At 63.1% G+C, this 19,377-nt stretch carries 23 protein-coding genes; 18 read left to right on the top strand and 5 right to left on the bottom strand.

Annotated features, from left to right (window positions below; genetic code table 11):
* Positions 1-36: 36 nt before the first annotated feature.
* From upp to tsaE, 3 genes are read right to left on the bottom strand one after another with little or no spacing between them, the layout of a single operon-like run.
* Entirely contained in the window at positions 37-666 is a 630-nt protein-coding gene (gene upp, locus ACESY8_RS04835) for a uracil phosphoribosyltransferase (protein WP_034566285.1), read from the bottom strand.
* Positions 602-1,387 carry a tRNA (adenosine(37)-N6)-threonylcarbamoyltransferase complex dimerization subunit type 1 TsaB gene (gene tsaB, locus ACESY8_RS04830; protein WP_007495636.1) on the bottom strand — a complete coding sequence of 262 codons (786 nt, stop codon included), beginning with the start codon at positions 1,385-1,387 and terminating at the stop codon, positions 602-604. The genes upp and tsaB overlap by 65 nt, the downstream gene beginning before the upstream one ends.
* Positions 1,384-1,812, bottom strand: coding sequence for a tRNA (adenosine(37)-N6)-threonylcarbamoyltransferase complex ATPase subunit type 1 TsaE (tsaE, locus tag ACESY8_RS04825; protein WP_007495635.1), 429 nt, complete (start codon positions 1,810-1,812; stop codon positions 1,384-1,386). The genes tsaB and tsaE overlap by 4 nt, the downstream gene beginning before the upstream one ends.
* Before the next feature lie 110 nt (positions 1,813-1,922).
* Between tsaE and ACESY8_RS04820 the strand changes: the two genes are divergently transcribed.
* Together ACESY8_RS04820 and ACESY8_RS04815 are read left to right on the top strand one after the other, a co-directional pair.
* Complete coding sequence (locus tag ACESY8_RS04820) at positions 1,923-3,125, top strand: FtsW/RodA/SpoVE family cell cycle protein (protein WP_021632540.1); 1,203 nt, start codon at positions 1,923-1,925, stop codon at positions 3,123-3,125.
* A gap of 100 nt (positions 3,126-3,225) precedes the next feature.
* On the top strand, positions 3,226-4,518 hold the full coding sequence (locus ACESY8_RS04815; protein WP_054338296.1) for an Ig-like domain-containing protein: 1,293 nt from the start codon (positions 3,226-3,228) through the stop codon (positions 4,516-4,518).
* A gap of 49 nt (positions 4,519-4,567) precedes the next feature.
* On the opposite strand, the gene ACESY8_RS04810 is transcribed toward ACESY8_RS04815, so the two are convergent.
* Positions 4,568-4,990, bottom strand: a complete 423-nt coding sequence (locus ACESY8_RS04810) for a hypothetical protein (RefSeq protein WP_054338297.1) — start codon at positions 4,988-4,990, stop codon at positions 4,568-4,570.
* Positions 4,991-5,151: 161 nt separating this feature from the next.
* Between ACESY8_RS04810 and ACESY8_RS04805 the strand changes: the two genes are divergently transcribed.
* On the top strand, positions 5,152-6,201 hold the full coding sequence (locus ACESY8_RS04805; protein WP_204681224.1) for a D-alanine--D-alanine ligase family protein: 1,050 nt from the start codon (positions 5,152-5,154) through the stop codon (positions 6,199-6,201).
* Between the two features lie 16 nt (positions 6,202-6,217).
* Positions 6,218-7,609 carry a UDP-N-acetylmuramoyl-tripeptide--D-alanyl-D-alanine ligase gene (locus ACESY8_RS04800; RefSeq protein WP_204681222.1) on the top strand — a complete coding sequence of 464 codons (1,392 nt, stop codon included), beginning with the start codon at positions 6,218-6,220 and terminating at the stop codon, positions 7,607-7,609.
* 60 nt (positions 7,610-7,669) lie between these two features.
* Here the strand turns inward: ACESY8_RS04800 and mtnA are convergent, their stop codons facing one another.
* Positions 7,670-8,659 (bottom strand): S-methyl-5-thioribose-1-phosphate isomerase, encoded by a 990-nt coding sequence (gene mtnA, locus ACESY8_RS04795; protein ID WP_054338298.1) that lies wholly within the window; start codon positions 8,657-8,659, stop codon positions 7,670-7,672.
* Positions 8,660-8,724: 65 nt separating this feature from the next.
* On the opposite strand from mtnA, the gene abc-f reads away from it, so the two are divergent.
* From abc-f to ACESY8_RS04725, 14 genes are all read left to right on the top strand, one after another.
* Entirely contained in the window at positions 8,725-10,626 is a 1,902-nt protein-coding gene (gene abc-f, locus ACESY8_RS04790; RefSeq protein ID WP_054338299.1) for a ribosomal protection-like ABC-F family protein, read from the top strand.
* Positions 10,623-11,264, top strand: coding sequence for an ElyC/SanA/YdcF family protein (locus ACESY8_RS04785; RefSeq protein WP_054338300.1), 642 nt, complete (start codon positions 10,623-10,625; stop codon positions 11,262-11,264). Before abc-f ends, ACESY8_RS04785 begins: the two co-directional genes overlap by 4 nt.
* 12 nt (positions 11,265-11,276) lie before the next feature.
* Entirely contained in the window at positions 11,277-12,344 is a 1,068-nt protein-coding gene (prfA, locus tag ACESY8_RS04780; RefSeq protein WP_021632534.1) for a peptide chain release factor 1, read from the top strand.
* A gap of 53 nt (positions 12,345-12,397) precedes the next feature.
* The gene (locus ACESY8_RS04775) at positions 12,398-12,655 is read left to right on the top strand and encodes a hypothetical protein (RefSeq protein WP_007495620.1); all 258 of its coding nucleotides are present in this window, start codon (positions 12,398-12,400) and stop codon (positions 12,653-12,655) included.
* Between the two features lie 18 nt (positions 12,656-12,673).
* A complete protein-coding gene (locus ACESY8_RS04770; RefSeq protein WP_007495619.1) occupies positions 12,674-12,805 on the top strand; it encodes a hypothetical protein in 132 nt (43 codons plus the stop codon).
* Entirely contained in the window at positions 12,802-13,203 is a 402-nt protein-coding gene (locus ACESY8_RS04765; RefSeq protein WP_021632533.1) for a nuclear transport factor 2-like protein, read from the top strand. The genes ACESY8_RS04770 and ACESY8_RS04765 overlap by 4 nt, the downstream gene beginning before the upstream one ends.
* A 21-nt stretch (positions 13,204-13,224) precedes the next feature.
* On the top strand, positions 13,225-14,241 hold the full coding sequence (locus ACESY8_RS04760) for an L-threonylcarbamoyladenylate synthase (RefSeq protein WP_054338301.1): 1,017 nt from the start codon (positions 13,225-13,227) through the stop codon (positions 14,239-14,241).
* Between the two features lie 85 nt (positions 14,242-14,326).
* Positions 14,327-14,935, top strand: coding sequence for a dephospho-CoA kinase (gene coaE, locus ACESY8_RS04755; RefSeq protein WP_044940364.1), 609 nt, complete (start codon positions 14,327-14,329; stop codon positions 14,933-14,935).
* 17 nt (positions 14,936-14,952) lie between these two features.
* Positions 14,953-16,359, top strand: a complete 1,407-nt coding sequence (locus ACESY8_RS04750) for an aminopeptidase (protein WP_054338302.1) — start codon at positions 14,953-14,955, stop codon at positions 16,357-16,359.
* A 154-nt stretch (positions 16,360-16,513) separates the two neighbouring features.
* A complete protein-coding gene (locus tag ACESY8_RS04745; protein ID WP_009256954.1) occupies positions 16,514-16,789 on the top strand; it encodes a helix-turn-helix domain-containing protein in 276 nt (91 codons plus the stop codon).
* A 15-nt stretch (positions 16,790-16,804) separates the two neighbouring features.
* A complete protein-coding gene (locus ACESY8_RS04740; protein WP_009256953.1) occupies positions 16,805-17,158 on the top strand; it encodes a sporulation initiation factor Spo0A C-terminal domain-containing protein in 354 nt (117 codons plus the stop codon).
* Positions 17,159-17,228: 70 nt separating this feature from the next.
* On the top strand, positions 17,229-17,744 hold the full coding sequence (locus ACESY8_RS04735) for an RNA polymerase sigma factor (protein WP_243427553.1): 516 nt from the start codon (positions 17,229-17,231) through the stop codon (positions 17,742-17,744).
* Positions 17,731-18,417, top strand: a complete 687-nt coding sequence (locus tag ACESY8_RS04730; protein WP_243427552.1) for a hypothetical protein — start codon at positions 17,731-17,733, stop codon at positions 18,415-18,417. Before ACESY8_RS04735 ends, ACESY8_RS04730 begins: the two co-directional genes overlap by 14 nt.
* A 214-nt stretch (positions 18,418-18,631) precedes the next feature.
* Complete coding sequence (locus ACESY8_RS04725; protein WP_498794650.1) at positions 18,632-19,348, top strand: ClpP family protease; 717 nt, start codon at positions 18,632-18,634, stop codon at positions 19,346-19,348.
* Positions 19,349-19,377 lie beyond the last annotated feature (29 nt).

Here is a 19,377-nt window from a genome sequence, read left to right as displayed (position 1 = left end):
GCGGGCATCTGCCCGCGCCGCATGCTTATGGATTTTTTACTTGGTGCCGAAGATACGGTCACCGGCGTCGCCCAAGCCGGGGACGATGTAGCCATGGTCGTTGAGCTTCTCGTCCAGAGCGGCACAGTAGATATCCACATCAGGGTGGTCGTGGTGGACCCGCTGAATGCCCTCAGGAGCGGCGATGATGTTCATAAGCTTGATATTTTTGACCTCATAATTTTTGATAAACTGGATGGCCGCAGAGGCAGAGCCGCCGGTTGCCAGCATGGGATCCAGAATGATGACCTCCCGCTCGGCGATGTCGTTGGGCATCTTGCAGTAGTACTCCACCGGCTCCAGGGTGTCGGGGTCCCGGTACAGGCCGATATGGCCCACCTTGGCGGAGGGAATAAGGGTCAGGATGCCGTCCACCATACCCAGGCCAGCCCGCAGAACGGGGACAATGGCCAGCTTTTTGCCTGCGATGGTTTTGAATTTGGCGGTGGTGATGGGAGTTTTGATCTCCACCTCCTCCAGGGGCAGGTCGCGGGTGGCCTCATAGCACATCAGCGTGGCGATCTCTGAGACCACCTCACGGAAGTCCTTAACTCCGGTGTTCTCATCCCGCAGGATGGACAGCTTGTGCTGCAGCAGAGGGTGGTCCAAAATGTGTACTTTTTCCATGTCCATGGCACGATTCCCCTTTGTGTTGTTCTTTTTCCAGCCGCTCCCGTTCCGCTTGGGAGAGCCGGTGGTAATTGGGCGTCAGTCCGGCCGCGTCGGTCAGCCTGCCCGCTCTGGTCAGCTCCAGTGCACACCGGGCAACCCCCCAGGCACTCTGGTGCCGCAGGTGGGGAGGCGCCAGCCGGATGTCCAACCCCAGTTCCTTGAGGGTAGTATAGCATAAAAGTGCGCCGTCTCCAACCAGAAATTGCGGATTCCCGCTCTTTTTTAGCTCGTCGGCCAGGGCGTCCAGGCCCACGGCCCGGTCGGGGCACAGGCGCTCCAAGCGGCCGCCTGCCGCACGGAAGCGGGCGTTGTAGACCTGGTTCCGGCGGGCATCCATGACTGCACAGATCTCCCCGTCCAGGTGGGCCAGACACCAGGCCATGGACTCCAGGGTAGAGCAGGCCGCGCAGGGCTTGTTCCCCGGCCAGGCCAGCCCCTTGGCGGCGGCGACACCGATGCGCAGGCCGGTGAAGGAGCCGGGCCCGGCCGCCACGGCGATGAGCTCCACCGCGTCCAAGGCGGTTCCGCAGTTGTCCAGCAGGGATACGGCCATGGGCATGAGGGTGCGGGAGTGGGTCAGGCCATTGTTCTGGAAGGACTGGGCAATCAGAGCCTCATCCTCACACAGCGCCACCGAGCAGGCGGTGGCGGAGGACTCCAGGGCCAATATTTTCATGCGTCCGTCCCTCCCGTGATGGTAATAATGCGCTCTCCTTCACCGGCTCCCCGCCGTATGTCCACCCGGAGCACGCCGTCCTCCAGCGCGTCGCTGACAATCTCGCTCCACTCCACGGCGCACACGCCGCCCCGGGCCAGATAGTCTTCCCACCCGATGTCGAACAGCTCGTCGGAGGAGCCCAGCCGGTACATGTCAAAGTGGAACAGGGGCAGACGGCCCCCCTCATATTCGTTGACAATGGTAAAGGTGGGGCTGGTGACCCGGTCGGGAACGCCCAATCCCCGGGCCAGTCCCCGTGTGAAAGCGGTCTTTCCCGCCCCGAGATCTCCGGTAAAGGCGACCACCGTCCCCGCCGTCAGCCGGGCGGCCAGCGCCTCGCCCAGCGCCTCGGTCTCTGCTGGGGAGTTGGATATATATTCCATATAACACCTCGAATGTGAAAATTCGCTTAAATATTATACCACACCCGTTTACCAAACGCAAAAAAGATGGTAAACTAAATTGATTTTAAGCACGGTTTTGGAAGGGAGGGATGTGGTTGAACTGGCTGACCGATTCGATCCGCGAATTTATACACCGGGGCGACCGGCTGTTGCTGACGCTCTGCCTGCTGGCCAGCGGCTTCGGAATGGTGCTGATTTACAGCGCCACCCGTTATATGAACCACTCGGCGGGGTTGCGCTGCATGCTGATCCAGGCGGTGGGTATCGTTCTGGGGGTGTTCGTCTATATCGCCATGTCCTCGGTTGATATTGAGCTGTTTACGGAAAAATCCTGGAAATGGCTCTTTCTGTTTGGACTGTTTATCAATTTGCTGCTCCTGACCCCACTGGGGATCGGCGCGGATGAGACAGGCAACAACAGTTGGCTGAGTATTCCCGGCTTTCCGGTCAATCTGCAGCCGGCGGAGCTGGCCAAGCTGACCTTCGTACTGCTGCTGGCCTGGCAGATGAACCGGCAGCGGGAGCGGGGACTCAGCCGCCCCTCCTCCGTATTCCAGTTGGCGGGCCACACCCTGGTCATGATCGGGTTGATTGTGGCGACCTCCGGCGATTTCGGTATGGCACTGACCTATGCCTTTATCTTTGTCATCATGGCCTGGGCGGGCGGGGTGAAAAAGCGGTGGTTCCTGCTGGCCATTGTGGTTTGTGTCATAGGGGCCGTGCTCATTTGGCCCCACATCAGCGACAAGTACTTCGCCCGGCGTATCACCGTGGTCATCGATCATATTATGGGCAATACGGAGACCATCAGCGAACAGACTCAGGGACAGGGCTTTCAGCAGACCCGCAGCATCCTGGCTATCGGCAGCGGGGGGCTGTTCGGTATGGGGTATCTCAAGGGGATTCAGACCCAGAGCCTCTCTGAGTCTGCCCTGCCCGCCCGGCACACCGACGAGATCTTTGCGGTCTGCGGAGAGGAGTTCGGCCTGATCGGGTGTATTGTTCTGCTGCTCCTGCTGGGAGCGATCATTGCCCGCTGCATCTGGGTGGCGCGGCGGGCCTGCTCGCCTCAAAGCGCTTTCATCGCCATGGGGTACGCAGGGATGCTGTTGGCCCAGGTTGGAGTCAACGTGGGAATGTGTCTCTATGTGTTCCCCGTTGTGGGGCTGACACTGCCGTTCATCAGCTATGGCGGCACCTCCATCGTCACCATGTTTGCGGCCATGGGCATTATCTCCAGTATCAAAATGCGCTCCCTTCCGAGCTGGCTGCGGGATCGGAGCCGTATTTGAACCAGTGGACGGGGGCTGTCCGATTTGGATGGCCTCCGCCGTATATTCTCCTTGATTTGGCAAAGACTACGGATGATTTCCAAACAAGGAGGTAATTGTCTTGAAACACCGCGTCCTTCTGCGCCGCGCTCTGCCGCTGGCAGTGCTGGCGGCGGTCCTGTACTCCGCTGGCTGGCCTGCATCCGCCTTTTTCTTCCAAAAGGATGAGGCGGTCCCAACCGTGGCGGCCATGACCAAAAACGGCCCGGCGGCGGAACCCATTTCCTTTTCCGAGGAGGACTTCGTTGTGGAAGGCTCCGGCAAGCTGGACAGCATTGTGATCGCCACTCTGCCGGATGCCGCGGTCGGCTGTCTCACCCTGGGCGCTCAGGGCATCCAGGTGGGCGACGTGATTGCTATGGAGGCGGTGGACGGACTGCGCTTCACCCCTCTGGCCGCACCGGCCGGCCTGGAGGCTCAGTTCCAGTTCACCCCGGTCTTTTCCGACGGGCGGAGCGGCGATGCCGTCACCGTTGAACTCTACCTGCTGGCCGAGGCAAACGGCGCGCCGGTAGCGGAAAACCTGGAGCTCACCACCTACAAAAATGTGGCGGTGACTGCCCAGTTTTCCGCCGTAGACCCCGAGGGGGATCTGCTCACGTATCATATCCTCAACAAGCCCGCCCGCGGGGCGGTGACCATGCCGGAGGACGGCAGCAGCGAATTTGTCTACACTCCCTATGAAAACAAGACTGGCAAGGACTCCTTCACCTATGTGGCGGTGGATGCGGTGGGCAACTCCTCCGACCCCGCTACCGTTAAGATCAAGATTGAAAAGCCGAATACCAAGGTCACCTACGCCGACATGGACGGCGACCCGGCCCATAAGGCTGCCATCCGACTGGCAGAGGAGGGGATCTTCGTGGGCGAGTGCATGGGTGGGGCCTATTTCTTCCAGCCCGACGCTGCCGTGACCCGCGGGGAATTTGTGGCTATGGCCATGAACGCCGCCGGTATGGAGGCCCTGGAGGACGTAGAGCGCACCGGCTTTGCCGACGATGTGTCGATTCCCACCTGGGCCAAGCCCTACGTCTCCTCCGCGCTGAAGGCGGGACTGGTGCAGGGCAGCCGCTCCAGTGATGGGCAGGTAGTGTTCCAGGCGGAGGAGCCCATCACCGCGGCAGAGGCGGCGGTGCTCCTGGACCGGGCCCTTCAGGTGACTGACGTGTCCGCCGATACGCTGGCGGAGGAGGGGATTCCCACCTGGGCGGCCCAGTCTGCCGCCAATCTTGCCACCTGCGGCGTACTGTCGCTGGACGGAGGCCTGAGTGCCCCCCTTACCAGGGGCGAGGCGGCCGAGCTGCTGTGCGGCGCGCTGGAGCTGCAGGACAGCCGGGATGCCGGCTGGTTCTGAACTCTGAACAGAGAGAATGGGCCGGTTCCGTAGGGAACCGGCCCATTGCCTATGTGCGGCGCACCAGAAGCGAGAGACCCAGGGCGGCCGAGGCGCCGCCCAGCAGGACGAAAAAGCCCCAGAGAAAATTCCAGCAGGGGGAGGTCACATCAAACATCCAGGCCAGCAGGGAGTGCCAAAAGGACAGGCCGGCGGCAATGGCAAGGAGATCGAACAGGACATAGCTGCCGCCGAAGAGGTAGATCCACCGCCACCAGGGATTGCGGCCCCAATTCCGAAAGAAGGTGGCGACGCCCGCCAGGCACAGCACGGCCAGAAGGCCCATCAGGCCGAAGTAGAGGGAACCCTTTTGTGCCAGAACCCCCAGCCAGAAGGCGGCGTAGCCCTCCCGGTCCGCCAGCCCCCAGACACGGTGCAGATGAAACGCCCCAAAGAAGAGGAAAAACAGCGGCTCATACCACGCGATTTTCACAGCGCACCTCTCATTCTACGCTCTACTCTACCACAGAGGAGGTGCTTTTGCAAGAATTGGACGGGGAAGGTTCGAAAGAAGGTTGAGAATAGGCCGGAACCGTGCTATAATATACCACTAGTGCGTATCATATTGTATCAAACTCCCGAGTGAGGTGTGTTATGAAGATTGTTGTGCTGGCAGGGGGACTGTCTCCGGAGCGGAATGTGTCCCTCTCCACAGGAACCATGGTGACCGAGGCGCTGCGGGCGCTGGGCCACCGGGCGGGCCTGATCGACTTATATTTCGGCCTGGAGACGGGCGGGGTGGACGAGGCATTTTTTGACGCGCCTGTGTCCGAGGCCTACAAGAAAATCAGCCGCGAGGCTCCGGATCTGGATCAGGTGCGGCGCGGCCGGAAGGGGGACAGCCCCAGCATGTTCGGCCCTGGGGTGCTGGAGTTGTGCCGGATGGCCGACATGGTATTCCTGGCCCTCCACGGCACCTGCGGCGAGGACGGGCGGGTGCAGGCCGCCTTTGATCTGATGGGAATTCCCTACACCGGCGCGGGCTATCTGGGCAGCGCCATCGCCATGGACAAGGATCTGACCAAGCGGATGGTGGCCGACGTGGTGTCCACCCCCGGCTGGAAGACCGTCGCCTACACCGCCGCGGACATCGACCGACTGGTAGAGACTGCCCGCTTGCCCCTGGTGGTCAAGCCGGTGGCCAGCGGCTCCTCCATCGGTGTATCCATCGCCCACACGGCGGAGGAGCTGCGCCGGTCCCTCACTGAAGGACTGGCCCTGGGTGGGCGCACGGTGCTGGAGGAGTACATCAGGGGCCGGGAGATCCAGGTGGGCATCCTGGAGGATAAAGCCCTGCCCTCTATTGAGATCATCCCCAAGCAGGGCTTTTACGACTATGCCAACAAGTACCAGCCCGGCGCCGCTCTGGAGGTCTGCCCGGCGGAGATTACTCCGGAGGAGGAGGCGCGTGTGCGGGCCGCGGCCCTGCGGGTGTACGAGACACTGGGGCTGTCGGTGTACTCCCGCGCGGACTTCATCCTCACGGAGGACGGGGAGCCCTGGTTCCTGGAGATCAACACCCTGCCCGGCATGACACCCACCAGCCTGCTGCCCCAGGAGGCCGCGGCGGCGGGCATTGACTACAACGAGCTGTGCCAGCGCATTGTGCACGCCTCTCTGGAGGCCCGAAAACAGGGAAGATAAGGAGCGGAAACGGATTATGGAGCCGATGACCATACGTGAAATCATGGACGCGGTCGGCGGTAAGCTGCTGGGAGAGTTTGGGGATATCAACCGGATGGTGGGACGGGTGGAGACGGACAGCCGCACCATCCACGCTGGGTCCCTGTTTGTGCCCCTGGTGGGGGAGCGATTCGACGGCCACGCCTACATCAACGCCGCCCTGGAGGGGGGCGCTGCGGGCTGCTTTACCCAGCGGGAGCGGGAGAGCTATCTGCCGGGCAAGTTCTATATCAAGGTGGATTCCACCCAGCGGGCCCTGCGGGATCTGGCCAAGTATTACAAGAAAAAGTTCCCCATACCCGTGGTGGCCCTGACGGGCTCGGTGGGTAAGACCACCACCAAGGACATGGTGGCGGCGGTGCTGGGGGAGAAGTACCGGGTGCTCAAGACCGAGGGCAACCTGAACAACGAGATCGGCGTGCCCATGACCCTGCTGCGCCTCAGCGGGGAGCACGAAATTGCCGTGCTGGAGCTGGGCATGAACCACGCCGGGGAGATCGACTACCTCTCCGCCCTGGTGGAGCCCGACGTGGTGCTGATGACCAACATCGGCGACTCCCACATCGAGCACTTCGGCTCCCGGGAAAAGATCCTGGAGGCCAAGAGCGAGATCTTCCACCATGTCAAGTCCGGCGCCTTCGTGGTCATCAATGGGGACGATCCCTTGCTGAACACCCTGCCGGGGAAGCTCCCCTATGCGTTCACCCGCGTGGGCGCCGGAGAGGGGCTGGACTACCGGGCGGAGGGGCTGGTCAGCGACGGCAAGAGCCATATGACCTGTGAAGTGAAAACGCCTCACGACTCTTTCCGGGTGGAGATTCCCGCCCTGGGCGACCACATGATCTACCCCACGCTGATGGCGGCGGCGGTGGGGGAGCACTTTGGCCTGACGCAGACGCAGATTGCCGACGGCGTGCTCCACTTTGCCCCCACCAAAATGCGTATGAACCTGCTCCACCGGGGCGATGACATCACCATCCTAAACGACACCTACAACGCCAACCCCCAGTCCATGCGGGCGGCGGTGGAGGTGCTCTCCAGTGCCCGGGGAGCGTATAAGGTAGCCGTACTGGGCGACATGTTCGAGCTGGGGCCCCTGGCCCCCGCCCTCCACGCCGGCGTGGGCGACTACCTGGGCAAGGCGGGCATCGACTGCCTGGTGGCGGTGGGCGAGCTGGCAAGGCACATCCATGACGCGGCCCAGGCCGCCGGCGTGCCGGAGTGCTATTACTGCCCCACAAAGGCGGAGGCCAGGCCGGTGCTGGACGGCGTGGTGCGGCCCCATGCCACCATTCTGGTCAAGGCCTCCCGCGGCATGGCGCTGGAGGAGCTGGTGGATTATCTGCTCACCATCACAGGGGAGGCATAAAAGGGCCGCCGGGTGTCCGCCCGGCGGCCAGCAGGGGCCGGTGTTCCCATCGGCCCGTCTTTATCCAAACAGCTTTTGCAGATTCTCCTGAAAGGGCGGGTAGATGACCCCCTTCTCGGTGATGATGCCGGTGACCAGACTGTGGGGGGTCACGTCGAAAGCGGGGTTGCAGACCTCCACCGACTCCGGGGCGGTGCGGGTGCCGTACAGGGTGCGCACCTCGTCCCTGTCCCGCTCCTCGATGGGGATGCCGCTCCCGTCGGCCAGAGACAGGTCGATGGTGGAGCAGGGGAGGGCCACATAAAAAGGAATGCCGTGGTAATGGGCGTTGACCGCCACGGAGTAGGTTCCGATCTTGTTGGCAAAGTCGCCGTTGGCGGCCATGCGGTCACACCCCACTACAGCCAGGTCAATCTTCCCCTTGGCCATCAGGCTGGCGGCCATGTTGTCCGCGATCAGGGTGGCGGGGATGTGGTCGGATACCAGCTCGTAGGCCGTCAGGCGGGCTCCCTGGAGGAGCGGTCGGGTCTCATCAAAGTAAACCATATTTACTTTACCAGCTTCATGGGCCGCGCGGATGACACCCAGTGCCGTGCCGTAGCCGCCGGTGGCCAGGGCCCCGGCGTTGCAGTGGGTGAGGATGCGGGCGTGCTCCGGCACCACCGCCGCCCCGTGGGCCCCCATGGCCCGGCACATGGCCACGTCCTCGGCGTGGATGGCCTTGGCCTCGGCGATCAGCGGTTCTGCCGCGCCGCCGCACTCCTTTGCCTTGCGTTCCATGCGCTCCAGGGCCCAGAACAGGTTGACCGCTGTGGGCCGGCTGGCGGCCAGTGTCTCCTTGGCCTCGTCCAGCCCCTCACCGGCCAGGGCGGCCAGGCAGTAGGCATAGGCGGCGGCCACACCGATGGCGGGGGCGCCCCGCACCACCATGGTGCGGATGGCATCGGCCACTGGCCGGTAATCGGTATAGGGGAGCCACACTTCGGTCACGGGGAGCTTGGTCTGGTCGAGCAGGTAAAGGGTATTTCCTTCCCATCGGATGGCGTCCATAGGGAAAACCTCCATTCCTTGATTTCGTCTTTCACTATATCACAACGGACAACAGGAGTAAACAAATGATTGATATCTCCGTCTCGAACCTGTCCAAGGAGTTCGAGGTAGGCAAAAAGATACTGGACGGCCTGACCTTTCAGGTAGACCAGGGGGAGCGGGTGGGCCTGCTGGGCAAAAACGGCGCCGGCAAGACCACACTGTTCAAAATCCTCACCGGCGAACTGGATTGGGACGAGGGCGAGGTGCACATAGCCCCCGGCAAGGGGGTAGGGCTTATTTCCCAGATCCCGGTCTATCCGCCGGAGTATACGGTGGGAGACGTGCTCCAGACCGCCTTTGATAAGCTCCACGCCATGGAGGCGGAGATGCTCCGCCTTACCGAGCAGATGGGGGCGGACAGCGACCCCGCCCTTCTCAGGCGGTACGACGCCCTCTCCGCCGCGTTTGAGGCCGGAGGCGGCTATGACACCCAGACGGAGCTGAACAAGGTGTGCAACGGCCTGGAGATTTCCCAGGACATGCGGGGACAGCTTTTTTCCTCGCTCTCCGGCGGGGAGAAGACCCGGGTCAACCTGGCCCGCCTGATTCTGGAGGACACCGACATCCTTCTGCTGGACGAGCCTACCAACCACTTGGATCTCCGGGCCACCGAGTGGCTGGAGGAGTATCTGGATCGCTACAAGGGCACCGTCCTGGCCATCTCCCACGACCGCTGGTTTTTGGATCGGGTGGTCAAGCGGGTCATTGAGATTCACGACGGCAAGGCGGAGTTCTATTCGGGCAACTACAGCTTCTATGTGGTGGAGAAGGAGCGGCGCTACCAGGAAAAGCTCAAGCAGTACGAGAAGGAGCAGGCCAAGATCGAGCAGCTGGAGAAGGCGGCCGAGCAGCTGCGGGTATGGGCCTACTCGGGCAACGACAAGATTTTCAAGCGGGCCCAGTCCATGGAGAAGCGCATCGAGCGTATCCGCACCACCGACAAGCCCACCAAGGAGCGCCGGCTGGATGTAAAGTTCGGTGAGCGCGAGTTCCGCGGGGACGAGGTGCTCACCGTCAAGGAACTGAAGAAGTCCTTTGAAGGGCGCACTCTCTTTGACCACGTGAACCTGGAGGTCATCGGCGGCGAGCGCATTGCCCTGCTGGGCGACAACGGCACCGGCAAGTCCACCCTGCTGAAGATTTTGCTGGGGGAAGAGGAGCCGGACTCCGGAAAGCTGCGCATGGGACCGACTGTAAAGGTGGGGTACCTGCCCCAGATCATCCGCTTCTCCCACCCGGAGCGCAATCTGGTGGACACCATGATCTACGACCAGGACTGCTCCACCCAGACGGCCCGCAATCGGCTGGCGGCCTTCAACTTCCGGGGGGAGGACGTGTTCAAGCCCGTGTCCGCCCTCTCCGGCGGGGAGCAGAGCCGCCTGCGCCTGTGCATGCTCATGGACGAGAAGATCAATCTGCTGATCCTGGACGAGCCCACCAACCACTTGGACGTGGCCAGCCGGGAGTGGATTGAGGAGGCGGTGGAGAGCTACGAGGGCAATCTGCTCTTTGTCTCCCACGACCGCTACTTCATCAACCGCTTTGCCACCCGTATCTGGATGCTGGAGAACGGACAGATCATTGATTTCCGGGGGACCTTTGAGGAGTACCGGGCCGCCCAGGAGCGGAAACGGCTCCAGGCCGCGGTCCCCGTCAAGGCGGAACCGGAGAAGCCGAAAAAGGAAAAGCCCCGCCGTCCCGGCGGCACCAAAGAGCTGGAGAAGCAGGTGGCCGCGGCGGAGCGGGCGGTGGCCAAGGCGGAGGAGCGGCAATACGAGCTGACCCTCAAGGCCGAGGAGGTGGCCTCCAACTATCTGGAGCTGCAGAAGGTCTATGACGAGCAGAAGGCCCTGGAGGAGGAGATCGCCGCGCTTTACACGAAGTGGGAGACGCTGGCGGCCGAGCTGGAGGAGGCCCGAGGGTGAACCGGAGAAGGAAGAGCTGCTACCGTCCCTATGAGGGGAAGCGGTGGCCCTTGTGGCGGAAGGCCGTGCTGGCCCTGCTGCTGGCGGGGGCGCTGGCTTTCGGCACCCTATTCGGCGCGGTGATGTATGGTGCCTATGACCACATACAGGGCGAGCCCAGGCTCATGGTCATCCTGGGCTGTCAGGTGAAGCCCTGGGGGCCGTCCATTCTGCTCCAGGACCGGCTGGACAAGGCGCTGGATTACCTAGAGGAGCACCCGGACGTCCAGGTGGTGGTCTCCGGCGGCCAGGGCCCCGACGAACCCACTACTGAGGCGCAGGCTATGTACGACTACCTGACGGAGCACGGCGTGGAGCCGGAGCGCATCTGGCAGGAGGACCAGTCCCACAACACCTGGCAGAACGTCCGGTATACCCTGGCGCTGCTGGAGGAGAAGGGGGCGGACACGAGTGCCGGCGTGGTGCTGGTGTCCAGCGGCTTCCACCTCACCCGGGCGCGTATGCTGTGGGAGCGCGCCTCCGGCGGAGCGGGAGAGCTGTCCACCCTGGCGGCCCCCTGCACCCATGTGCCGTCCCGGCTGAAGATGTATATTCGGGAACCCTTTGCACTGGTAAAGTCCTTTTTGTTTGACAGGTGATATGACTTGGAAATGATGGAAAAGCTGCGCGCCCTGGATCTCCACTATGCCGATGTGGAGGCCCGGCTGAGCGCGCCGGAGACCTATGAAGATCCCGCACTGGTGGCCAGACTCAACAAGGAGCAGCGGGAGCTGGAGCCAGTGGTCATGGCCTACCGGGCCTACCAGCGCCGCCGGCAGGATCTGGAGGATGCCGAGGCCCTGATGGGCGACCCGGATATGAAGGAGCTGGCCCAGGAGGAGTACCAGCAGGCCAGGGAGGAGCTGGCCCGGCTGGAGGAGGAGATCAAGGTGCTGCTTCTGCCCCGGGACCCCAACGACGACAAGAGCGTCATCGTGGAGATCCGCGCCGGAGTGGGCGGGGAGGAGGCGGCCCTGTTTGCCCACTCCCTGTTCCGCATGTACTCCATGTACGCCGACGCCCGCCGCTGGCACGTGGAGGTGGACTCGGTCAACGAGACGGAGCTGGGCGGCGTGAAGGAAATCTGCTTTACAATCGAGGGAGACGGGGCCTGGTCCCGTCTGAAATTCGAGAGCGGCGTCCACCGGGTGCAGCGGGTGCCTGAGACCGAGTCGGGCGGGCGTATCCACACCTCCACCGCCACGGTGGCGGTGCTGCCCGAGGTGGACGAGGTGGACTTCGAGCTCAACCCGGCGGACATCGAGATGCAGGTTTTCCGCTCCTCCGGCGCGGGCGGCCAGCACATCAACAAGACCTCCTCCGCCGTGCGGCTCATCCACAAGCCCACCGGCACGGTGGTGGAGTGCCAGCAGGAGCGCAGCCAGTTCCAGAACCGGGACCGGGCCATGCAGATCCTGCGCTCCCGCCTGTACGAGGAGAAGGTGCGGGAGCAGGAGGAGGCGGTGACGGCGGAGCGCCGCAGCCAGGTGGGCACCGGCATGCGCAACGAGCGTATCCGCACCTACAACTTCCCCCAGGGGCGGCTGACCGACCACCGTATCGGGCTGACCCTGTACCGGCTGGAGAGCGTCATGGACGGCGATCTGGATGAGATTATCGACGCGCTGGTGACCGCCGACCAGGCGGAGCGGCTGAGGGCTCGGGAGCAGGACGGCTAAGGCGGGGACGGCCAAAAAACAGCGCACAAGGCTGAGAAAAGGAGTAAGAAAGCGTGGAATTGATCATTCACTTTACCGCCCTGCCGGAGAAGCTGACCCTGGATATGGTGAAGTCCGACCTGGCGGAGCTGCTGGAGGACGACGGCTGGCTGACCGGCTCAGGGGCGGACTATCTGGAGCTGGAGCTGGAGGACGAGAAGGTGAACCCCAAGTACGGTATTCTCACCGTGAAGGGTTATCTGCAAAAGGCCCGGTTCGCCCCGGACACCACCATCGAGCTGGCCGGGACGCCGGTGGGCATCTACGAATAAGCAGGGGAGGGTATTTTTATGAAAAAAGCCATCGGCATTTTACAGATTGTCTCTGGCGCGGCCCTGCTGGCCGCGGGCGTGCTGACCATCGTGGAGGGAAGCGCACGACGGAGTGCCCGGGTTCGGCATGGAAGGGGAGTTCGTTTTTGAGCAGGGAAGATGCCGCGCTGTGGGAGCGTCTGTCCCGCTTTTGGGCGGACGTGGCGCGGCAGGATGCCGCAGCCCTGCGGGAGTGGTTCGCGCCGGAAGCAGAGGTGTATTGGCACTGCACGGACGAGCGCTTCACGGCGGAGGAATACATTCGGGCCAACTGTGAGTACCCAGGGGACTGGGAGGGCGCGGTGGAGCGTGCGGAATGGACGGAGGACGGCTGTGTTTCGGTCACAGCGGTGTGGCCGAAGGACAGGAGCGCCCGTTTTCATGCGGTGTCTTTTTTCCGTTTCGCGGAGGACAGGATCACCCGCTTAGATGAGTACTGGGCGGACGATGGGCCCCCGCCCCAGTGGCGGAAGGAAAAGCACATCGGCAGTTCCATCGGGAGAAGCTGAACCATCGGGAAGGTGAGCACATTGCACACACAAAGACTACAGCCGCGGGACACGGCGGAGGCGGCGGAGATTCTCCGCCGGGGCGGCCTGCTGGGCATCCCCACAGAGACGGTGTACGGCCTGGGGGCCAATGGCCTGAACCCGGACGCCGTGGGCCACATCTTCGCGGCCAAGGGGCGGCCCCAGGACAACCCGCTGATTCTGCACATCCCCTCGGCGGACTGGCTGGAACGCTACTGCGTGGACATTCCGGACACGGCCTACGCCCTGGCGGAGCGCTTCTGGCCGGGGCCGCTGACCATGGTGCTCCGGCGGAAACGCGTGGTGCCCGACGTGGTGACCGCCGGGCTGGACACCGTGGGGATGCGCTGTCCGGCCCACCCGGTTTGCCGGGCCATTCTGGCGGCCGCCGACGTGCCGGTGGCCGCCCCGTCGGGCAATACCTCCGGCCGGCCCAGCCCCACCAACATGGCGGACATGCTGGAGGATATGGACGGAAAAATTGACGGCATCGTGGACGGGGGACCCTGCGCGGTGGGGGTGGAGTCCACCATCGTGGATCTGACGGTAATGCCCCCACGGCTTCTGCGCCCCGGCGGCGTCACCCTGGAACAGCTCCGGGACGCGCTGGGTGAGGTGGCGGTTGATCCTGCGGTGACCCGGCTCATGGGCGCGGGGGAGCAGCCCCGGGCTCCCGGCATGAAGTACCGCCACTACGCCCCCAAGGCCCCGGTGACCGTGGTGCAGGGGGCCCCGGCGGCGGCGGCCCGCTACATCCAGGCCCACATGGCCCCCGGAGACGGGGTGATCTGCTTCGACGAATACGCCGGGCTGTTTGCCGGCCACCCGCTGGAGCAGCTGGGGCCCAGCACCGACGTGCCGGAGCAGGCCCGCCGGGTCTTTGAGGCCCTGCGCTGGTTCGACGGCACCGGCGTGTCCCACATCTGGGCCCAGTGTCCCGCCGCCGCCGGTATCGGCCTGGCGGTGGCCAACCGGCTGAACAAGGCCGCCGGCTTCCACATCGTGCGGGCGGAGTGAAGCCTCTCCTGCGGTGGAAATTTACAAATACATAACAAACCCGGAACGAGATATGCTATACTGAACCACGGAGGCGAAGCCATCCATGAAACGCATCGGCATCACCGGCCCCACCGGGGCGGGGAAGACCACCGCGCTCCAGGCCCTGGCGGAGCTGGACGCCCATATCATCGACGCGGATGCGGTGTACCACGCCCTGCTGGAGTCCAGCGCCACCCTGCGGGCGGAGCTGACCGCCCGGTTTGGCCCTTCCATTCTGGACGGGGAGGGCCGTGTCAACCGCAAGGCCCTGGGCGGGGTGGTATTCGGCGATCCGGCGGCCCTGGCCGAGCTGAACGCCATCACCCACCGCTTCATCCTGGCCGAGATCGACCGGCAGGCCGCCGGGGCGGAGGAGCAGGGGCGGAGCGCCGTGGCCATCGACGCCATCGCCCTCATTGAGAGCGGCCTGGGGGAGACCTGTGGCGCGATAGTGGGCATACTGGCCCCCAGGGAACTGCGCATCCGGCGGATCATGGCCCGGGAGGGGATTTCGGAGGACTACGCCCGGAAGCGGGTGGAGGCCCAGCAGGGGGACGGCTTTTTCCGCACCCACTGCGATTATCTCCTGGAAAACCGGGCGGACGACACGCCGGAGGCCTTTCAGGCCCGTGCCAAGCAACTGTTTGAGCAGATACTGAGCAATCGGAACTAGACGAAGGAGGAATTCAAATGGAAGAGAAGCAGAAGACGGCGGGAGAGCTGCGGCGCGAGGCGCTGCTCTACCAGCCCAAGAACGGCTACGACCGCCTGAGCGCCCAGGACGAGGCGGATATGAAGTCCTATTGTGAGGACTACAAGAAGTTTTTGGACGCAGGCAAGACGGAGCGGGAGTGCGTAACCGAGGCGGTGCGCCTGGCGGAGGCTAAGGGCTTCAAGCCCTTCACCCGCGGCATGGCGGTCAATCCTGGCGACAAGCTGTACCGGATCAACCGGGGCAAGGCCTTGATGCTGGCCGTGGTGGGCACCAGACCCCTCAGCGAGGGCGTCAACATCGGCGCGGCCCATATCGACTCCCCCCGGCTAGATCTCAAGCCCAACCCTCTCTATGAGGACGCAGAGCTGGCCTTTTTCAAGACCCACTATTACGGCGGCATCCGCAAATACCAGTGGGTGACCATCCCCCTGGAGCTCCGGGGCGTGGTGGCCCTGAAGGACGGCTCCACCGTGGCCGTGTCCATCGGCGGCGCGCCGGAGGACCCCCAGTTCACCATTGACGATTTGCTGCCCCACCTGGGCATGGAGCAGTCCAAGAAGCCCCTGGGCGAGGCCATCCCCGGCGAAAGCCTGAACCTGCTCATCGGCAGCCGCCCCTTTAAGGACGACGAGGGCTCCGACCGGGTGAAGCTGGCCGTCATGGACTACCTGAACCAGAAGTACCACATCGTGGAGGAGGATTTCATCTCCGCCGAGCTGGAGGTGGTGCCCGCTTTCAAGGCTGCCGACATCGGCTTCGACCGCTCCCTGATCGGTGCCTACGGCCACGACGACCGGGTGTGCGGCTTTGCCTGTCTGGCGGCCCTTCTGGCCCTGGGCACCCCTGGTAAGACCGCCGTCTGTATGCTGGCGGACAAGGAGGAGATCGGCTCGGCCGGCGTCAGCGGCATGAAATCCGCAGCCTTTGATACCTTTGTCAGCGACCTGTGCGACGCCCAACGGGTGCCGCTGAAGGCCTGCTACGAGAAGTCCTTCTGCCTGTCCGCCGATGTGACCGCGGCCTACGACCCCAACTTCGCCGAGGTCTATGAGAAGCGCAACAGCGCCCGGGTGAACTACGGCATCGGCCTGTGCAAGTACACCGGTTCCCGCGGTAAGTCGGGCGCCTCCGACGCCTCTGCCGAGGTGGTGGCCTATATCCGCAGGGTGCTGGACGAGGCCGGCGTGGTGTGGCAGATGGCTGAGCTGGGCAAGGTGGACGCCGGCGGCGGCGGCACCGTGGCCTGCTATATGGCCGAGCGCGACATCGACACCATCGACGCGGGTGTGCCCGTGCTGAGCATGCACGCCCCCTTCGAGACAGTGGGTAAGCTGGACTGCTATATGACCTACAAGGGAATCAAGGCGTTCTACGAGAAGTAAATTTGCATAGGAAGCAAGCGCACCTGCGGGATGACCGCAGGTGCGCTTGCTTTACGGCAAAAAGAAAGTTAAAACTAAAAAAAGAGAAACCGATACTATATAATCTGGTCAAATCTGGTGATCTCTCCTATGCTATGGAAATAGGAGGGATTTTATGTTGAACTTTGTAGAAATCGGTAGAATCATTGTTGTACTGCGTGAGAGAAAGGGGCTGACACAGGAAAAGTTGGCGTTGGAGGCGGAGATGAGCGTGACCTATCTGCGCAGGATCGAGCACGGCCGTGCAAACCCTACGCTTCGCGCCCTGGATCGGGTGGCGGCCATACTGGGAATGGAGCTCTCCACGCTTCTGCAGCTCTCCGAAGGAGGACAGAAATCTCGGGAAGAATCGCGGGCGCTCTGCGATGGTGAGGAAGCGCGACACGCCTGATGGGGGAGGGACAGTATGAAAATTCATTCGGAGGACGCATATCATCTGCTGTATCGGCTGGGCGCAACGGCCAACTATACCGGATTTTCTTATCTGGTACGGGCGCTCCAGCTCTGTGCAGAGGAGCCGGAGCGTCTGCTGCTGGTGACAAAATGGCTCTACCCGGATGTAGCAAAGCAATACGGAACGAACTGGAAGGCAGTGGAGCGGGATATCCGTACCGTGGGCCGTGTGATTTGGAATTCAAACCGGCCGCTTTTGGAGACTCTGGCCCGCCGGGAACTCTCCCAAAAGCCGTGTACGGCGCAACTGCTCGCAATCCTGCATGCCAGCCTGTTGCCGTCCGGTTCTAGTACGGATGAAGAGTAGGAAAAGTTTTTGTAGCAAAGGAGGGAGGAACATGGTCTAATAGACAGGAAAGAAGAAGGGGGGCGGGGATATGGAAAAGCCTTTGACCTCGGTGCGCAGGGAATCCATGGATCTGGCCGGCCTGTTGGAGGAACACGGCGACCACCTCCTGCGGCTGTGCACGCTCTATCTGGGAGACCGGAGCCAAGCGGAGGACGCGGTGCAGGACACCTTCCTTCGTGCGCTGAGGGCTTGGCCGGGGTTTCGAGGAGACTGTGCCGTGGAGACGTGGCTGGTGCGTATCGCTATCAATGGGTGTAAGCGCCAGCTCAGGAGCCCGTGGAGGCTTCTGCGGGCGCTGCAGGAGAGCCTGGACAGCCTGCACATGGAGGGACCGGAACCGCCGGACGATACCCTGGTGCGGGCTATACAGGCCCTCCCGCCAAAATACCGGGAAGTGATCATCCTTTACTATTACCAGGAGTGGAAGGCCTGGGAGATCGCCCAGAGGCTACACGTTCCGGTCTCCACCGTGACGGTACGGCTCTCACGGGCCCGGGGACTGCTGAAGGAACGTCTGAAGGGGTGGTACTATGAGCAGGAATAAGCAGAGCATGCACGCCGAGCTGGAGACGGTGCTCTCGGAGCTTCACCTGAGTATGGAGCGGCGGGAGGCAATTTTGGCCGCGGCGGGGCGCATGACGGAGAGAGAAAACCGCCGCCGTCCGCTGCGCACCGGCCTTATGGCGGCGGCTATCTGCGCCGCTCTGGCCGTGACCGCCGTCGCAGTCTCACCCCCTCTACGGGAAACGCTGGTCCAATTCCTCGGCAGCTTTGAACCCTACGCTCAGGAGGTAGAGGGGGTGTCGGCTACGGACCAGGGCATCGAGCTGCGGGTAGTGCGGGTTTTGGCGGATAAGAATGGGGGCACTGCATACCTGGAGGCGGAGGATCTGGCGGGGGAGCGGCTGCACGAAAGTGCTGCCCTGGAATCCTACCGCGATCCCTGTATTGCCTACGACGCGGAAGCCGATACGGCACTGTTTGCCCTCGCGCTGGACGATATCGCTCCGTGCCAGATGGAGACGGGGGATGTCTATACAGTAGAATTTTCCCGCATTCTCCCCTCGGTGGAGCCATTTTTCGCACCTCTTCCGTGGGAACTTCTGACCGGAGAGCGGCTGGATACCCTGACCGCAGCGACAGAGAAGTACATATTTTTTCACGGAGGAGGACACCCTGACCTATTACGCTCCTGGAAACAAGGACCGCTGGGGTGAGGATATCGTATGGTATTTCCCGAGAGCCATCGATCCGAGGGAGGTAACAGGCATCGCGATCGGCCAGCGCTATCTGCCGATGAACCAGGACGGTACCGCTGGGCCGGGGTGCTGGCTGGACCGGCTTCCGGAGTAAGGCGCGCTGCGGCGGTTGCATAAAATTGCCCCCGCCGGCTCATACTGAATCCAAACGACATTTTGGGAGGGTATGGGCATGGATGAGACGAAGCAGACTGCGGAGACCGGAAGCGAGGAGGGCGGCGACCAGCGCCAGCAGCAGATCGTGGATATGGGCTCCTCCACCATCCGGACGGAGCGGGGGACCATCCACACCCTGACCATTGTAGGACAGATCGAGGGCCACCAGGTTCTGCCCTCCTCGGCCAAGACCACCAAATATGAGCACGTCATGCCCCTGCTGGCGGCCATTGAGGAGAGCGACGAGGTGGACGGCCTGCTGGTGCTGCTCAACACCGTGGGGGGCGACATCGAGGCGGGCCTGGGTATCGCCGAGCTGATCGCCTCCATGTCCAAGCCCACCGTCTCCCTGGTGCTGGGGGGCGGGCATTCCATCGGCGTGCCTCTGGCGGTGTCGGCCAAGAGGTCCTTTATCGCCCCGTCGGCGGCCATGACCATCCACCCGGTGCGGCTGAACGGCCTGGTGATCGCGGTATCCCAGACCTTCAACTACTTTGCGCGCATCCAGGAGCGGATTATTCAGTTTGTCACCCGGAACAGCCGTGTAAAACGGGAGGACTTCACCCGGCTGATGCTCCAAACCGGGGAGCTGGCCGCGGATGTTGGCAGCGTGATCTACGGGGAGGAGGCGGTGCGCCTGGGACTGATTGACGAAATCGGCGGCCTGTCCGACGCGCTGGCCTGCCTGCACCAGATGATGGATGAGCAAAAAACGGGGAGGGCCGCAGAATAATCTGCGGCGCTCCCTTGTCTGTTGCCTGT

This window comes from Clostridium sp. ATCC BAA-442 (assembly GCF_964239415.1).
In the GTDB taxonomy this organism is placed as follows: domain Bacteria; phylum Bacillota; class Clostridia; order Oscillospirales; family Oscillospiraceae; genus Flavonifractor; species Flavonifractor plautii.
Note: the sequence above shows the minus strand (reverse complement) of the source record. Positions and strands in the feature narration are given on the sequence as shown.

Coding starts and splice junctions, on each gene's coding strand:
- upp (WP_034566285.1), bottom strand. CDS start 666: ATGGAAAAAGTACACATTTTGGACCACCCTCTGCTGCAGCACAAGCTG.
- tsaB (WP_007495636.1), bottom strand. CDS start 1,387: ATGAAAATATTGGCCCTGGAGTCCTCCGCCACCGCCTGCTCGGTGGCG.
- tsaE (WP_007495635.1), bottom strand. CDS start 1,812: ATGGAATATATATCCAACTCCCCAGCAGAGACCGAGGCGCTGGGCGAG.
- ACESY8_RS04820 (WP_021632540.1), top strand. CDS start 1,923: ATGTGGTTGAACTGGCTGACCGATTCGATCCGCGAATTTATACACCGG.
- ACESY8_RS04805 (WP_204681224.1), top strand. CDS start 5,152: ATGAAGATTGTTGTGCTGGCAGGGGGACTGTCTCCGGAGCGGAATGTG.
- ACESY8_RS04800 (WP_204681222.1), top strand. CDS start 6,218: ATGGAGCCGATGACCATACGTGAAATCATGGACGCGGTCGGCGGTAAG.
- mtnA (WP_054338298.1), bottom strand. CDS start 8,659: ATGGACGCCATCCGATGGGAAGGAAATACCCTTTACCTGCTCGACCAG.
- abc-f (WP_054338299.1), top strand. CDS start 8,725: ATGATTGATATCTCCGTCTCGAACCTGTCCAAGGAGTTCGAGGTAGGC.
- prfA (WP_021632534.1), top strand. CDS start 11,277: ATGATGGAAAAGCTGCGCGCCCTGGATCTCCACTATGCCGATGTGGAG.
- ACESY8_RS04770 (WP_007495619.1), top strand. CDS start 12,674: ATGAAAAAAGCCATCGGCATTTTACAGATTGTCTCTGGCGCGGCCCTG.
- coaE (WP_044940364.1), top strand. CDS start 14,327: ATGAAACGCATCGGCATCACCGGCCCCACCGGGGCGGGGAAGACCACC.
- ACESY8_RS04750 (WP_054338302.1), top strand. CDS start 14,953: ATGGAAGAGAAGCAGAAGACGGCGGGAGAGCTGCGGCGCGAGGCGCTG.
- ACESY8_RS04745 (WP_009256954.1), top strand. CDS start 16,514: ATGTTGAACTTTGTAGAAATCGGTAGAATCATTGTTGTACTGCGTGAG.
- ACESY8_RS04740 (WP_009256953.1), top strand. CDS start 16,805: ATGAAAATTCATTCGGAGGACGCATATCATCTGCTGTATCGGCTGGGC.
- ACESY8_RS04735 (WP_243427553.1), top strand. CDS start 17,229: ATGGAAAAGCCTTTGACCTCGGTGCGCAGGGAATCCATGGATCTGGCC.
- ACESY8_RS04730 (WP_243427552.1), top strand. CDS start 17,731: ATGAGCAGGAATAAGCAGAGCATGCACGCCGAGCTGGAGACGGTGCTC.
- ACESY8_RS04725 (WP_498794650.1), top strand. CDS start 18,632: ATGGATGAGACGAAGCAGACTGCGGAGACCGGAAGCGAGGAGGGCGGC.